This window comes from Pseudomonas sp. SJZ078, from assembly GCF_007828255.1.
Classification (GTDB): domain Bacteria; phylum Pseudomonadota; class Gammaproteobacteria; order Pseudomonadales; family Pseudomonadaceae; genus Aquipseudomonas.
Window position 1 is genome coordinate 53,324 of record NZ_VIUG01000003.1, and the last position, 14,390, is coordinate 67,713.

Here is a 14,390-nt window from a genome sequence, read left to right on the forward strand (position 1 = left end):
CGCTATCGCGAGCAGGCTCGCGATAGCGGCAGCCCGTTCCCACGAGGCCCCGAGGTCAACCTGTCCGGGGGGCGCGCTCACGCAGATATTCGAGCACAGCCGCCTGCTCTCCCGCGAACTCGATCCGCCCTCCCTTCTTTTCCCGCTGGAACACGTACATCGGGTCGTAATACTCGCGCAGCAACCCTTCGATCCAGCCACGATGCAAATCCACGGCGCCGCTATCGGCCTGCTCGGCCAAGGCGGCTTCCATGATTGCCATCAGGCGCCGATGGCGGTCGCCTCCCAGGCGCTTGTGGATATTGTCCAGACTCGCCAGCAACCGCTCGGAGAACAGCGAGAACCCCTCCTCGCCATGTACAGCGATAAACTCGGCGCTCAGGTTGATGACGTAATCCCGCAGAATCCGCTCGACCCGCCGCTCCAGGCTGTCTTCAAGCCAGACCATCGGGACCTGTTGCATGCGCTGGTACAGCGGCAATGGCAAGGCACAACTGCCGACCATGCGGCTTTCATCTTCCACCACGAATTGCCCGATACCGGCGGCGCGCTTTTTCAGCACATCCACGGCCAGGCGGTTCTCGAAATCGATGTTGGAAGGTTGTCCCGTGGCACGCTTGCCGAAGCTCGAACCCCGGTGGTTGGCGTAACCTTCAAGGTCCAGGCCGTTGCCCAGCTGGTTCAGGACTTCGGTCTTGCCGGTACCGGTCATGCCACCCAGCAAGACGAAATCGCACTGGGCGACCGCCTGCTCCACGGTATCGAGCAGGAACGTGCGCATCGCCTTGTAGCCGCCGCCCACCCTGGGGTATTCGATGCCGGCTTCGTCCTTGAGCCACTGCTGGACGATCTGCGAGCGCAGCCCGCCTCGAAAGCAATACAGAACACCGTCAGGATGGGCCCGGGCGAAGTCGGCCCAGGCCTGGATGCGTTGCGCCTTGGTGTCGCCGGACACCAACTGATGCCCCAGGACGATGGCCGCTTGCTGGCCTTGCTGCTTGTAGCACGTGCCGACCCGCTGCCGCTCGATGTCGGTCATCAGCGGCAGATTGACCACGCCGGGAAACGCACCCTTGAGAAATTCGACGGGCGCGCGGGTGTCCATCATCGGCCGATCGTTGAGGAAAATATCGCGGTAATCGGTAATGTCATTGCTCATCAAGACACCTCGACCGCGCTGGTCTGTCGCTCGACCAATTCGCCAATCGGCTCCAGCGCGAGGCCCAATTCAGCGGCCACTTCAAGAAACTCGCCTTCGCCCTGCGCCGTCACGGCGATCAACAGGCCGCCGCTGGTCTGCGGGTCGCATAGCACGCGCTTGTGCAGTTCCTGGACGCGACCGACCTTACTGGCGTAGCTGTCATAGTTGCGCAGTGTTCCGCCCGGCACGCAGCCCAGGTCGAGGTAATACTCGACGCCCGGCAGGCGCGGCACCGCGTCGTAGCGGATGCGTGCGGTCAACTGGCTGCCGTCTGCCATTTCCACCAGATGCCCGAGCAGACCGAAACCGGTGACGTCGGTCATGGCCGTCACGCCATCGAGCTTGCCGAAGCGGCTGCCGGGTTTGTTGAGGGTGCACATCCAGTCGCGGGCCAGGCCAACGTCGGCGGCGCGCAATTTGCCTTTCTTTTCCGCCGTGGTGAGGATGCCAATGCCCAGGGGCTTGGTCAGGTACAGGCGGCAACCGGCAGTGGCGGTGTCGTTGCGCTTCATGTGGCGCTTTTGCACCAGGCCGGTGACGGCCAGGCCGAAAATCGGCTCCGGCGCATCGATCGAATGCCCGCCAGCCAATGGGATACCCGCCTCGTCGCACACCGAACGACCGCCGCGAATCACTTCCCGTGCGATTTCCGGGGCCAGCACATTGACGGGCCAACCGAGAATCGCAATGGCCATCAACGGATCACCGCCCATGGCGTAGATGTCGCTGATGGCATTGGTGGCGGCGATGCGGCCGAAATCGAAGGGATCATCGACAATCGGCATGAAGAAGTCAGTGGTCGATACCACCCCGCGCTCCTCGTCGATGGCATACACCGCGGCATCGTCCCGGGAGGCGTTGCCAACCCACAGTTTGGGATCAAGGTTCTGCGCACCGCTGCCGGCCAGGATCACTTCCAGCACCTGCGGCGATATCTTGCAGCCGCAACCGGCGCCGTGGCTGTACTGGGTCAGGCGAATGGGCTCGCTCATGGGCATACCTCTCATCAGTCAAGGTGAGCGATTCTAGCAGCAACGTCGACGCTTCAGTGCTGATGCCGCCATGGCCAGGAGAAACTGGTACGGGATGTGCAAACGTTTGCGAGCCCCATCAGGGCCTTCTGATCGGGTTGTTTTCTTTCATCCAGGATCACGGGCTTCGGCCCGCACGAACAAGGACTTTCCATGCATTTCATTTCCCGGCGTTGCGCCGTGCCCGGTGTATTCGCAGCCTCCCTGCTCCTGAGCGCCGTTACCGGACTACCCAGCCCATCCGCCCAAGCAGCACCGAACGACTCTGCCCAGGGCGAAGCCTTGAGTCCCGAAGCCACCCCGCCAGAAAAAGGCGCCTACTTGTCAGACTGGTACAACCAGAACCTGACCATCATCGGCAGCAAGGACATCAGCTTCGGCCCGCAACCGGTCGACGATGTGTACCTGGAGTATGAGTATTTCGGTCGCAAGGGGCCGTTCGAACTGTACGGCTACGTCGACATTCCGAAGATTTTCGACATCGGCAACAGCCACGACAAAGGGGCATGGGACCACGGCTCGCCGCTGTTCATGGAACACGAACCGCGCATCTCCATCGACTCCCTGGTGGGTCGCAGCCTGGCCATCGGGCCATTCAAGGAATGGTATGTGGCGTTCGACTGGATCTATGACCACGGCAGCAACAGCGCCAATCGTGGCAACACTTTATACAGCGGACTGGGCACCGACATCGACACTCATTCCCGGGTCAACCTGTCGGCCAACTTCTACGGCCGGTATCAATGGGAAAACTACGGCGCCAGCAATGAATATTCCTGGGACGGCTACCGCGCTCAACTCAAGTACATCGTGCCGATCAGCCGGTTCAGCAATGGTGCGTCCCTGACCTACATCGGCTTCACCAACTTCGATTTCGGCTCCGACCTGCACAAGGACAATCCGGCACGCACCGCCAACGCCACGGTCGCCACCAACGTTTTGCTGTATTCCTTCACTCACCTGCGCTTCACCCTGGTGGGCCGCTACTTCCACAACGGCGGTAACTGGGAAGATGGCAGTGAACTGAACTTCGGCGACGGAAATTTCCGCGCCCGCTCCGATGGCTGGGGCTACTATGCCGGGGTAGGTTATCAATTCTGATCAGGGGCATTGGCGATGGAATTTTCGTTCATCACGAGAATCACTTGAACATCCACCCGATGCTCAACAGGAGACTGCCGATGTCCCTTTCCTCCGCCACTGCCGACAACACCCAGCTGGATTACGGCCTCGACACGCTGTTCGGCCGGGAAACCAAAAGCATCGACTGCCGGTTCGATGTCAAACGCCTCGATGACGGTGAGCCGCCGTGGTTCGCGCTGCATATCCGCCCCCCACTGCCGGATGATCTGGAGAAAGCCCAGATCGTGGTGTTCACTGCCGAGGGGCGGCGGATCAGCGGGATCGTCCGGCGCACCGAGCGCCTGGCCGATGACAGCCTGCAGCTGGATGTCGAGCCTGACTGACGCGTTGGGAAGCTTGCGCAGCGCTGGAGTCCGGCGGGATGCCCGTGGGATGATCGGCCTCCCCATACGCCCTCCAAGCCGAGAGTTTCAATGTCATTGCTGATAAAACACACCGCTGCCCTGTTGCTGACAGCCATCGCCAGTCTGGCTGTCGTACCAGCCCATTCGGCCCCGGCCAAAACCTCCGGTGATCTACCGGCCCAGAAGGTATCAATGCTGGACGGCAAATTTGTCTTTACCTTGCCCAAGGGTTTCACTGCGACGGCACTGCCTGCCGGCGATGCCGCCCAGGGCACGGCAGGGGCGACGGGGACCCTGTATAGCAATGCGACCAGCAGGACCGTGGTGATCACGGCTGAAAACACCATCGTCAATGGTGCGAAGGTCAAGGATGACGATGCTGCGTTTCTCGACACCACCATGGCCGGCTTCGCCGCCCAGCGAAGCAAAGCCCTACCGGACGCCAGGATCCTCAGCGAAAAAAGCCTGACCCTCAAAGGCAGTGGACTGGGCCTGCGTCAACTCGACACCAGCGCCACCCAGGGCGGCGGGCCGACCCTCGACACCACGTTGCTGGGAGCCTCCGGCACACGTGTCGCCGTGGTACAGATCATCTCCCGGGCCAGTGACAAGAACGGACATGAAGCGCTGGTGAAACAGATCGCCAGCGGCAAGTGATGGCCTGGGCGCGGGCACCGCGTTGCTTTATTCGCGAGCAAGCCCGCTCCCACAGGTTTCGTGGTGGGCATGAATCGTGTGAACGCCCGGAACCAAGCTGTGGGAGCGGGCTTGCTCGCGAAGGCGGTGAATTTGCCTGCATCGATGTTGGATGTGCCGACGCTTCAACCGAAACCGCTAGGGGTTGAGCCGCTCCAGCCAGGCCCGCAGGTCCTGCACTTCCAAGGCACTGATGGTATGCCCGACGCCCGGATAGGCATGGAATTCCGGCTCCAGGGCCAGGGTCTTCAGCAACGTGTCGGCCTCGGTGCCGTCGTGGTAGGGAATGATCGGGTCGGCCGTGCCGTGGCCGATGAACACCGCCAGCGACCGCCGCGATTCGTCGGGGGTCAGTTCGGCTTGCAGCACCGACAGGACCCGCCCGCCCATCGCGGCGACTCCACCGACCGCTTCGGGGTGTCGCAGGGCGACTTCGTAACTCATCATCGCACCCTGGCTGAAGCCCACCAGATAGACCCGGCTGGCGTCCGTCGGGTATTTGGCCCGGGCCTTCTCGATGAAATCCAGCAGCATCTGGCCACTGGCCTTCAAGTCCGAGGTATCACCGTCATAGGCGCCCTCGCCCTTCTTCGCAAACCACTGGTAATGGCCCGGTTCCATGCTCTTCGGCGCCCGCACCGAGAGGTAGTTGTAATGCCTGGGCAACTCGTCCTTGAGTTCGAACAGGTCCTGTTCGTTGCTGCCGGAACCATGCAGGAATATCACCAGCGGCCGGTCCCTGGCCTGCTCGTCGGCCTGGGCCAGATAACTGAGCGGCAAGTCCGTGTGCAGCGAGGGCTGGGCTTGCAACCCGGACGAGACCAGCAACAGGAACAGGGCGAACGCTTTGAACATTGATCTTCCTCCATCATTCGAGAGCCCCATGGCGAGGGCCGTACGGTGAGGTAGACAGCACTTTTCAGTCGTTGGTCAATTTCCCGGTGCGTATCGGTTCACGTCCCGCCACTTTCGCCTGCCAGATGCCCGGCTCGGTATAACGCCCACGGTCCAGGGCGAACAGCACGCCGCTGGTGCCGGCCCGTACCGTCGTGACCCGGTCATTCAACGGGTCGACCACTTCGAACAAGGGATCGCCCTGCTCCACCCATTCGCCCGCTTCGCGCAGGAAGCTCACCACGCCATGGTGCGGTGCGAACAAGTACTCGGTGCCCTCGAACGGAAAACCTTCACAGCATTGGGCGGGCACGGACGGCCAGTCACCGCCGATGAAACCCTGCTCGGCAAGAAACCCGAGGATAGCCTCGCAGTTGGCCTGGGCCTGGTCCACCCGCGTGTCGCCCATACTCCCCAATTCCAGGGTGGTCGCCAGGTTGGCCGGTGGGATCGCCGCTTCGGGAAAAGCCCTGGCCAGACGCAACCAGGGGGTGGAGCAGGATTCGTCGAACGAACTGCCACCGGAATCCTCGCACAGCAATGCCACGCCAGCTTTCAACCGCGCGGCCAGGGAGCGCCACTGCGGCCACTGTTGCGGCAAGGCGTACAGGTGAATCGCTGCCTCGAAATCGCAGTGCAGGTCGAGGGTGATATCGGCATCGCAGGCATGGCGCAGCAGGAGGCGATGCAAGGCTTCGAGCTGCGAAGGGGGTGCGGGCAACTCGTCCAGCACCTGAAGCATGGTCTGGCGGATCAAGGTGATATTGGCCGCCGGATCGTCTCCCAGCCGCTGGCCGACACGTTGCGCCACCGGGGCGCTGAGTTCTACGAAGGAGCGGTTGAAGTTCTTGCCGCTGCCCAACTCGAAACGCCCCATGTGGGCGCTTTGCAGATGCTGATCCAGGCCGATGGGATTGGCCACCGGCACCAGCTCGATCACCCCCTTGAGCATGCCTTGGGCCTCGAGAGCGTTGAGCCGCTGCTTCAGCTCCCACGCCGTGCGCATGCCCGGCAACTCATCGGCGTGCAGGCTGGCCTGGATGTAGACCTTGCGTGGGCCATGGCCATAACGAAACACACTGAGCCGACGTTCGGTGCCGAGGTGGCTCCATGGCAGGGTATGGTCGATGCGTTGCATGAAATCTCCAGATACGAAGGCGCCCGGGGCACAGGGTAAAACAATCCCCCATGAAAAAGGTGGCCGACCGGGTCAACGGAGGGCCACCTTGGTTTCAACGATCAGTGCCCGTAGATGTCGAAGGCGAAGTACTTGTCCTGCACCTTCTTGTACGTGCCGTTGGCGCGGATTTCGGTAATGGCGGCGTTGAATTTCTCGGCCAGGGCCTGATTACCCTTGCCCACGGCAATGCCGGCACCACCACCGAAGTACTTCGGATCGTCATAGGCCGGGCCCACGAACGCGAAGCCTTTGCCGGCATCGGTTTTCAGGAAGCCATCGTCGAGGTTGACCGAATCGGCCAGCATGGCGTCGAGACGGCCGGCGACCATGTCCAGGTTGGCTTCCTGCTGGGAACTGTAGCGCACCAGGTTGATGCCCGCCGGTACCAGCACTTCGGTAGCGAAACGATCATGGGTGCTGGCTCGCAGCACACCGACCTTCTTACCCTTGAGTTCGGTCAGCGGGTCCTTGATCCCGGAACCTTCCTTCATCACGAAGCGTGCCGGGGTGTGGTAGTACTTGATGGTGAAATCGACGCTCTTCTTGCGGTCGTCAGTGATGGTCATCGACGACAGGATCGCGTCGATCTTCTTCACTTTCAGCGCCGGGATCAGGCCATCGAACTCCTGCTCGACCCAGACACACTTGACCTTCATCTGTTCACATAACGCATCACCGATATCGACATCGAAGCCGGCCAGTTTGCCGTCAGCGGTTTTCATCGAGAACGGTGGGTAACCGGCTTCGATCCCGAGGCGGATCGGCTTGGCGTCAGCGGCCACGGCCGACAAGGACAACACGGACAGTGCCAGGGCACCGAACATTGCTAGCTTCTTCATTTTTGCTCCTGAGTGCGCAGGTTTTTTATTGGCAGATCGTAGGCAGCGTTCGGTTGGCAAAAACCGAAGTGGCCGGGAGTCTAGAGGGGCACTCCGAGGGCGAATTGTGTTGAGGCGACAAATAGTTATAAAAATAATCAGCCGTGCCTGATGTCCATGAAGTTTGCGAATAACCTGACAGGTAGCAGTGCCTCTGGCGAGGGAGCTTGCTCCCTTGCCACAGTGAGTATCGACTGCTGCAAAAACTCAACAGTCGCAGCTGGCTGCCGTGTCCGCCACACGCTCCACCAGACCGGTCAGGCGAAAGCCTTCATCGAGCCAGCCCATGACGCCGCCGATCATTTCCTTGACCGGATAGCCCAGGGTTGCCAGACGGACCGCTGCCTTGTTCGCACCGTTGCAGTGTGGCCCGGCACAATAAACCACGAACAGTGTGGTTTTCGGATATGCGGCCAGCGACTGGGCAGTGAGCGAGCGCGTCGGAATATTGATCGCGCCTGGTACATGACCGCGTTCATAAGCCAGGGGCCCGCGGACATCCACCAGAACAAAGTCAACGTCGCCGGCCTGTTGGCTGGCATGAACGTCGGAACAATCTGTTTCGAACGTCAGACGACGGCTGAAATGCTGTAGAGCAACGTCGGACGGAGCAGCAGGCACTTCGCTAACCGGACTGGGCATGGTGGGTACTCCAAGGGGGATGAGGGCGTAAGGAGACTTTATCCGGCCTATGCTAACCGCTAAAGTGACGCACAAGACACTCAGTGGGAATTTTCCGCCAAATGCAGCCTTCCCCCGGCCTGGTCGCGGTCCTTGCCTATGACGGCTTATGCACGTTCGAATTCGGCGTCGCCGTCGAAATTTTCGGGCTGGCCCGACCCGAATTCGACTTCCCTTGGTACGAACACCGGATCGTCGCCGTCGATGACGGCCCGTTGCGCGCCATGGGCGGCTTCCAGGTACTGGCCGATGGCGGCATGGAGCTGCTGGATACGGCACGGACCATCGTGATCCCCGGCTGGCGCAGCCGCAACGAGCCACCATCAGAAGACTTGCTCAAAGCACTGCGCAAAGCCCATGCCCGTGGCGCACGCCTGCTGTCGATCTGCTCCGGGGCATTCGTGTTGGCGGCTGCCGGGTTACTGGACGGACTGGGGGCCACGACCCACTGGCGCTACACCGATGAACTGGCCGAAAGCTTTCCGGCCATCCTGGTCGATCCGGATGTGCTGTACGTGGACTCAGGCCAAGTCATCACCTCGGCCGGCAGCGCCGCCGGCATCGATGCCTGCTTGCACCTCGTGACGCGGGATTTCGGTGCCCAGGTCGCCAACGCCGTGGCGCGCCGATTGGTGATGCCGACGCAGCGCACCGGCGGCCAGGCGCAGTTCATCCCATCACCGGTCAGCCGCACCCCACGCGGTGATCTGTCCGGGGTCATGCAATGGGCCCGTGAACACCTGCACGAGCCCCTCGGCGTGCGCGAGCTCGCCAGCCAGGCGGCCATGAGCGAACGGACATTCCTGCGCCGCTTTACCCAGGCCTGCGGCCTGTCGCCCAAGGCCTGGCTGCAGCATGAACGCCTGGCGCGCGCCCGAGAGCTGCTGGAAAGCACCAGGGACAACACCGACAACATCGCCCAGCTGTGCGGCTATCGCTCGGTGGAAAGCTTTCGCGTGGCGTTCCGCAGCGTGGTGGGGTTGGCGCCGTCGGTGTATAGGGAGCGGTTTGGGCGCGGGTGAATGTACAGAGTTGTCTCAGGACACGCCCCCTGTGGCAAAAGCGCTCCCTCGCCATAGGCTTGATTCGCAACCCTCAATGCTTACGCAGCAAATAAGTATCCATGATCCACCCGTTCGCCTGCCGCGCCGCCTTGCGGGTGCGCTCGATGTCATCGGCCACATCCCCCAACCGCCCGGCGATGAGCAGCTCGTCCGGTGTCCCGACGTAGGCGCCCCAATAGATATGCGTATCGAGATCGCTCACCTGGCGGTATGCATCCTCGGCGTCGAGCATCACCACCACGCTTGCCGCGTCCCCCACCTGCCCCGCCGCCAACCGCCGTCCCGTAGTGATCTCCAACGCGCCGCCAATGGTGTTCAACGGTACTTTGTGCTGCGCCGCCAGGGCCTGGACGCTGGTGATGCCTGGGATCACTTCAAACTCGAAGTCGCAGCGCCCCGTCTCGAGAAGGGTCTGCAGGATGCGAACCGTGCTGTCGTACAACGACGGATCGCCCCACACCAGAAAACCGCCGCACTCCCCGTCGGACAACTCTTCATCAATCAACCTTTCAAACGTCGCCTGCTTCGCGCGATTCAGATCTTCGACACTGCTGGCGTAGTCCGGGTCGCCGCGTTGACGCTCAGGACTACAGGCTTCGACAAAACGATAAGGGCGGTCGACGATATAGCGCGCGCAGATGCCGCGCCGCAGATCCAGCAGTGTGTGCTTGGCGGGCCCCTTGTCCATGAGAAAGAACACATCCACCCGATTCAGGGCCTTTACCGCTTGCATCGTCAAGTAATCCGGATCGCCGGCGCCGATACCTATAACTGAAAGCTTCTTCATGTCCATGACTCCTGGGCGCGCAAGCGCCATACCCCGTTGAAACGCAACTCCAGGGAAGACAACGGTTCGATGTCGATCCGGCTGAAGCTGCTCGCCGGGCATTGCAAGACGTTCATCAGGGCCGCCCGGATCACGAACGGGTGAGTGATGGCCAACAGGTGTCCCGGTTCACTTTCCAGGCTTGCCAGCCATTCCCCGACACGACGACACAGGCGGTCGATGGACTCGCCGCCATGGGGAATCGCATGGGAATCATCGAACCAGGCTTGCAGGTGTTCCGGTTCGGCCTGGAGCAGCGCCTCGATGGACAATCCACGCCACCGCCCCATATCACAATCGGCCAGGGCCTGGACCACCCGGACTTCGTCACCGAACAATGCGGCGGTCTGGCGCGTGCGCAACTCAGGCCCACAGAGGATGTGCCGAACGTTTCGATACCTGTGGCCAGCCTCCGGGCGCCTGGCCAGCCAGTCAGCGTCGAGTGATTCATCCAGCGCGAAACGCGCCTGCTTCTGGGCGACGGTTCGGGCATGGCTGATCAAAGTCAGACGGGTGGCTTGCACGCGGGACGCTCACACTAGCGGAGGGCGGATACTGGAGTCTTTGGTGTACGGCACCTTATCTGAAATCAAATATCCGAGACAAAAAGTCGTTATATCTGACACAGAAAAAAGCATTGGCTGACATACCCACTTCATTCTTCCCAACTCCCCGCCCTACAGGACTTTCGCACCAATTTCGAGCATTTTAAACGAAACGTAAAAACCACTAGACATGTAGCACTGGCTACATAAATACTGTTTTCAGCAGTTATGAAAGAAATTCAACACCCATCCAGCAAGGAGCACGGATGCCGCCTCTCAGGGACCTTATTACCGATCCCGGCCTGATCTTGACGCCGTCGGAACGCAAGGTCGTACGTGCTCTGCTCGATCATTATCCGCGCAACGGCCTCGGCCCGATGTCGCGCCTGGCCGAACACGCCGGCGTGAGCGACCCAACCATCGTGCGCCTGGTAAAGAAACTCGGATTCGGCGGCTATGCCGAGTTCCAGGATGCGCTGCTGGTCGACATGGACCACCGCCTGCGCTCCCCCCGCACGATGTTGCAACCTCGGATCAAATTGCAGCAAGGCGACACCTGGAGCCAGTACCTGGTGGCCAGCCAGCGCAGCCTGCTGGAAACCCAGGTTCTGACCCAGCCCGAAGACGTGCGCATTCTCGTACAGTGGTTGCTCGAGACCCGGCACCAGGTACATTGTTTCGGCGGACGCTTCAGCAGCTTCCTCGCCCACTACCTGCTCAATCATCTGCGCCTGCTGCGGGCCGGCTGTTTTGCTCTCGAAGATAACGCCCAACTGCCGGACCGCCTGTTCGATGTGCAACGTCAGGATGTGGTGCTGATCTTCGATTATCGTCGCTACCAGGCCCAGGCCCTTCGTGTCGCCAGTGCGGCCAAGCAACGCCATGCCCGGGTCGTGTTGTTCAGCGACATTTATGCTTCGCCATTGCGCGAACTGGCCGACCTGATCATCAGCGCGCCGGTGGAATCAGTTTCGGCCTTCGATAGCCTGGTACCGGCGCTGGCCCAGGTCGAAGCCCTGATCGCCTGCCTGACATTGCAATGTCCTGGCCTGGCCGAACGCCTGGAGGGTATCGACGGCTTGCGCACTGAATTCGACACGCACCTGTTGGAGGAAAAATAAGGATGTTCTCGCTCCCTCACCGCTCCCCCCGGGATCTGCCGTTCACCCGCGACCACACCGCATTGTTGCTGGTCGACATGCAGCGGGCCTGGCTGGAGCCGCAGTTCGATGCTCATCTGGACACTCCCGAGGCCGACTATTTCATCCGCCGCGCCCGCCAGCGTGTGATTCCCAACCAGCAAAGCCTGCTCGACGGGGTGCGTGCAGCCCGACAAAACGTCTTGCACACCCACATCGAAAGCCTCACCGCCGATGGCCGCGACCGTTCCCTGGACCATAAGCTGTCGGACATGCACTTGCCCAAGGGTAGCCCGCAGGCGCAGATCATCGCCGAACTGGCGCCGCTGGAAAACGAGATCGTGTTGCCCAAGACCTCTTCGGGGGTCTTCAATTCCACCAATATTGACTACGTGTTGCGCAACCTGCAGGTCCGGCACCTGATCGTCGCCGGCATCGTCACCGACCAGTGTGTCGACATGGCCGTGCGCGACGCTGCCGACCGCGGTTATCTGGTCACGCTGGTGGAGGATGCCTGTGCCACTTACACCGAACAGCGCCACCTGGCCTGCTTGAATGCCATCAAGGGTTATTGCTGGATCACCGACACCGATACCGTGCTCGGGCGCTTGCAGGAGATGCAGCCATGAGCCGCCTCGAAGCCGTAACGCTCACTCCGCTGCCCGTCACCACGCTGGTGAGCACCGACCTGATCGGCGTGACCCGCGGACGCTCGTTTCCCAGCGATGAACTTCCCCACTACGTCACTGCCGGCTGTGGCTGGGTGCCGGCCAACAGCGCGCTGACACCCCAGGACATCATTGCTTCGGCCAATCCCTGGGGCGCATATGGCGACCTGCGACTGGTACCGGACCTGTCCAGCCGGGTCACCATCGGCAACGGTCCCGACCCCGAGGCCCCGGCGCTGGATTTCATCCACTGTGACGTGCGCGAGACCGACGGCCGGCCCTGGGGCGCCTGCCCGCGCACGCTGCTGCATGACGAAGTGGAACGCTATCGCAGCGAACTGGGCTTGCAGGTCTTCGCCGCATTCGAGCATGAGTTCAATCTCAAATCCCCCCGGCCCCAACCCGATCGCCTGGCCTTCAGCCTCCAGGCCCAGCGCCAGCAGGCCGGATTCGCCGGGTGGCTGCTCAGCGCTCTGCGGGCCGGGGGTGTCGAACCGGAAATGTTCCTGCCCGAATACGGCAAGCAACAGTATGAAATCACTTGCCGCCCGACCCTGGGCGTCGCCGCCGCCGACCGCGCGGTGAACGTACGCGAAATCACCCGCGAAATCGCCCGGCAAATGGGCCTGGAGGCGAGCTTCGCGGCCAAGACCTCGGCCGAGGCCGTGTGCAACGGCGTGCACCTGCACCTGAGCCTGCAAGACCTGGACGGCGATCCAGTGCTCTACGACAGCGCGAGCGACAACGGCCTGTCCAGCCTCGGCCGGCATTGGGCCGCCGGTGTCCTGCAGCATCTGCCGGCGCTGTGCGCGCTGACGGCGCCGACGCCGGTTTCCTACGAACGCCTGCAACCCCATCACTGGAGCGCATCCTACGCTTGCCTGGGACAGCGCAACCGCGAAGCGGCGCTGCGCATCTGCCCGATCGTGAGCCTGGGTGGCAAGCCGCTGGCGAACCAGTACAACCTGGAGTTCCGGGCCATGGATGCCACCGCCTCACCGCACCTGGCGATGGCGGCCTTGCTGATCGCCGGACGACTGGGCATCGAACAACGGTTGGCGCTCAATGCCGTCACCGATGAAATACCTGACGATTTGAATGAGGAAGAACGCCGGACTCGTGGCATTATCGCCCTGCCGACCACCCTGGCCCAGGCACTGGATTGCCTGCGTCACAGCGGGGCTCTGTTGGAGGCGCTGCCCGGTCCACTGGTCGAAACCTACTTCGCCTTGAAGGCTCAGGAACTGGCCTTGACCCAGGCGCTGTCACCTGCCGAGCGATGTGAGCACTATGCGCGAATCTATTGAGTGCGCCGAGTCGGGGCTTTACACCGAACCGCCCTACCGGCTGATCCGGGAGAACGCCGAGCACCCATTGATATTGGTGTGCGAGCACGCCAGCCGCTTCATCCCTACCGCACTGAATGACCTGGGCCTGGACGAGACGGCGGCCCATGAACACATTGCCTGGGACATTGGCGCCCTCGCCCTGGCCGAACGCTTGTCCGAAACGCTCGGCGCGACCTTGCTGGCGGCCACCTATTCGCGCCTGCTGATCGACTTGAATCGCCCGCTCCACGTGCCGGACAGCATCCCGCCCCAGAGCGAGATCTACCAGGTCCCGGGCAACCAGTCCCTGGACGAAGCCACCCGGCAATACCGCCAGCAGTGTCTGTTCCACCCGTTCCATGACCGGTTGCGGTCGCTGATCGACCAGCGCCTGGCCGACAACCGACCGACGCGGGTGGTGGGCATCCACAGTTTCACCCCCGTGTTCTACGGCCAGCCACGCGCACTGGAAGCAGGCGTGCTGTTCGGCGAAGCCGTGGACTACGCCCAGCGCATCGTCGATGGGCTGGGCCGGCATTCGCTGCGGGTGGCGGGCAACCAGCCCTACCGGATCAACCCGTTGAGCGACATGACGGTTCCGGTCCACGGCGATAGTCGCGGCCTGGACTCGGTGTTGATTGAGGTGCGCAACGACCTGCTGCGCAGCCCCGAGGCGGTGCGCACCTGGAGCGCCTACCTGGCGCCGTTGCTGTAACGGGCAGCAACAAACAATAGAAAAACAACATCAACGATTAGCTGAAAGGAGAACGGC

Annotated in this window: 16 protein-coding genes; 8 read left to right on the forward strand and 8 right to left on the reverse strand. The window is 62.0% G+C overall.

Annotation, left to right across the window (positions count from 1 at the left end; genetic code table 11):
• Positions 1-55: 55 nt before the first annotated feature.
• Together mnmH and selD are read right to left on the reverse strand one after the other, a co-directional pair.
• Complete coding sequence (gene mnmH, locus FBY02_RS03860) at positions 56-1,159, reverse strand: tRNA 2-selenouridine(34) synthase MnmH (protein WP_144923621.1); 1,104 nt, start codon at positions 1,157-1,159, stop codon at positions 56-58.
• Positions 1,159-2,193: a selenide, water dikinase SelD gene (gene selD / locus FBY02_RS03865; protein ID WP_047703702.1), complete on the reverse strand. Its 1,035-nt coding sequence runs from the start codon at positions 2,191-2,193 to the stop codon at positions 1,159-1,161. The genes mnmH and selD overlap by 1 nt, the downstream gene beginning before the upstream one ends.
• A 192-nt stretch (positions 2,194-2,385) precedes the next feature.
• Between selD and FBY02_RS03870 the strand changes: the two genes are divergently transcribed.
• From FBY02_RS03870 to FBY02_RS03880, 3 genes are all read left to right on the forward strand, one after another.
• Positions 2,386-3,333, forward strand: coding sequence for a nucleoside-specific channel-forming protein Tsx (locus FBY02_RS03870; RefSeq protein ID WP_144923624.1), 948 nt, complete (start codon positions 2,386-2,388; stop codon positions 3,331-3,333).
• Positions 3,334-3,413: 80 nt separating this feature from the next.
• Complete coding sequence (locus FBY02_RS03875) at positions 3,414-3,698, forward strand: hypothetical protein (RefSeq protein ID WP_144923627.1); 285 nt, start codon at positions 3,414-3,416, stop codon at positions 3,696-3,698.
• Between the two features lie 90 nt (positions 3,699-3,788).
• A complete protein-coding gene (locus tag FBY02_RS03880) occupies positions 3,789-4,376 on the forward strand; it encodes a hypothetical protein (RefSeq protein ID WP_144923630.1) in 588 nt (195 codons plus the stop codon).
• A 177-nt stretch (positions 4,377-4,553) separates the two neighbouring features.
• Here the strand turns inward: FBY02_RS03880 and FBY02_RS03885 are convergent, their stop codons facing one another.
• The 4 genes from FBY02_RS03885 to FBY02_RS03900 form a co-directional block, all read right to left on the reverse strand.
• Positions 4,554-5,270, reverse strand: coding sequence for an alpha/beta hydrolase (locus tag FBY02_RS03885; protein ID WP_144923633.1), 717 nt, complete (start codon positions 5,268-5,270; stop codon positions 4,554-4,556).
• Between the two features lie 64 nt (positions 5,271-5,334).
• Positions 5,335-6,447, reverse strand: coding sequence for a M14 family metallopeptidase (locus tag FBY02_RS03890; RefSeq protein WP_144923636.1), 1,113 nt, complete (start codon positions 6,445-6,447; stop codon positions 5,335-5,337).
• 101 nt (positions 6,448-6,548) lie between these two features.
• Positions 6,549-7,328 (reverse strand): ABC transporter substrate-binding protein, encoded by a 780-nt coding sequence (locus tag FBY02_RS03895; RefSeq protein ID WP_047703706.1) that lies wholly within the window; start codon positions 7,326-7,328, stop codon positions 6,549-6,551.
• Between the two features lie 246 nt (positions 7,329-7,574).
• Positions 7,575-8,009, reverse strand: a complete 435-nt coding sequence (locus tag FBY02_RS03900; RefSeq protein WP_144923639.1) for a rhodanese-like domain-containing protein — start codon at positions 8,007-8,009, stop codon at positions 7,575-7,577.
• Positions 8,010-8,110: 101 nt separating this feature from the next.
• On the opposite strand from FBY02_RS03900, the gene ftrA reads away from it, so the two are divergent.
• On the forward strand, positions 8,111-9,070 hold the full coding sequence (gene ftrA, locus FBY02_RS03905) for a transcriptional regulator FtrA (RefSeq protein ID WP_144923644.1): 960 nt from the start codon (positions 8,111-8,113) through the stop codon (positions 9,068-9,070).
• Between the two features lie 73 nt (positions 9,071-9,143).
• On the opposite strand, the gene cobF is transcribed toward ftrA, so the two are convergent.
• Both cobF and FBY02_RS03915 read right to left on the reverse strand, forming a co-directional pair.
• Positions 9,144-9,899 carry a precorrin-6A synthase (deacetylating) gene (cobF, locus tag FBY02_RS03910; RefSeq protein WP_144923647.1) on the reverse strand — a complete coding sequence of 252 codons (756 nt, stop codon included), beginning with the start codon at positions 9,897-9,899 and terminating at the stop codon, positions 9,144-9,146.
• Positions 9,896-10,462: a histidine phosphatase family protein gene (locus FBY02_RS03915; RefSeq protein ID WP_144923650.1), complete on the reverse strand. Its 567-nt coding sequence runs from the start codon at positions 10,460-10,462 to the stop codon at positions 9,896-9,898. Before FBY02_RS03915 ends, cobF begins: the two co-directional genes overlap by 4 nt.
• 287 nt (positions 10,463-10,749) lie before the next feature.
• Between FBY02_RS03915 and FBY02_RS03920 the strand changes: the two genes are divergently transcribed.
• The 4 genes from FBY02_RS03920 to FBY02_RS03935 are packed head-to-tail and all read left to right on the forward strand — an operon-like array spanning position 10,750 to position 14,333.
• The gene (locus FBY02_RS03920; protein WP_144923653.1) at positions 10,750-11,604 is read left to right on the forward strand and encodes a MurR/RpiR family transcriptional regulator; all 855 of its coding nucleotides are present in this window, start codon (positions 10,750-10,752) and stop codon (positions 11,602-11,604) included.
• 2 nt (positions 11,605-11,606) lie between these two features.
• The gene (locus tag FBY02_RS03925; RefSeq protein ID WP_144923656.1) at positions 11,607-12,251 is read left to right on the forward strand and encodes an isochorismatase family cysteine hydrolase; all 645 of its coding nucleotides are present in this window, start codon (positions 11,607-11,609) and stop codon (positions 12,249-12,251) included.
• Complete coding sequence (locus tag FBY02_RS03930; protein WP_144923659.1) at positions 12,248-13,597, forward strand: glutamine synthetase family protein; 1,350 nt, start codon at positions 12,248-12,250, stop codon at positions 13,595-13,597. Before FBY02_RS03925 ends, FBY02_RS03930 begins: the two co-directional genes overlap by 4 nt.
• Positions 13,581-14,333, forward strand: a complete 753-nt coding sequence (locus FBY02_RS03935) for an N-formylglutamate amidohydrolase (RefSeq protein ID WP_144923662.1) — start codon at positions 13,581-13,583, stop codon at positions 14,331-14,333. The genes FBY02_RS03930 and FBY02_RS03935 overlap by 17 nt, the downstream gene beginning before the upstream one ends.
• Positions 14,334-14,390 lie beyond the last annotated feature (57 nt).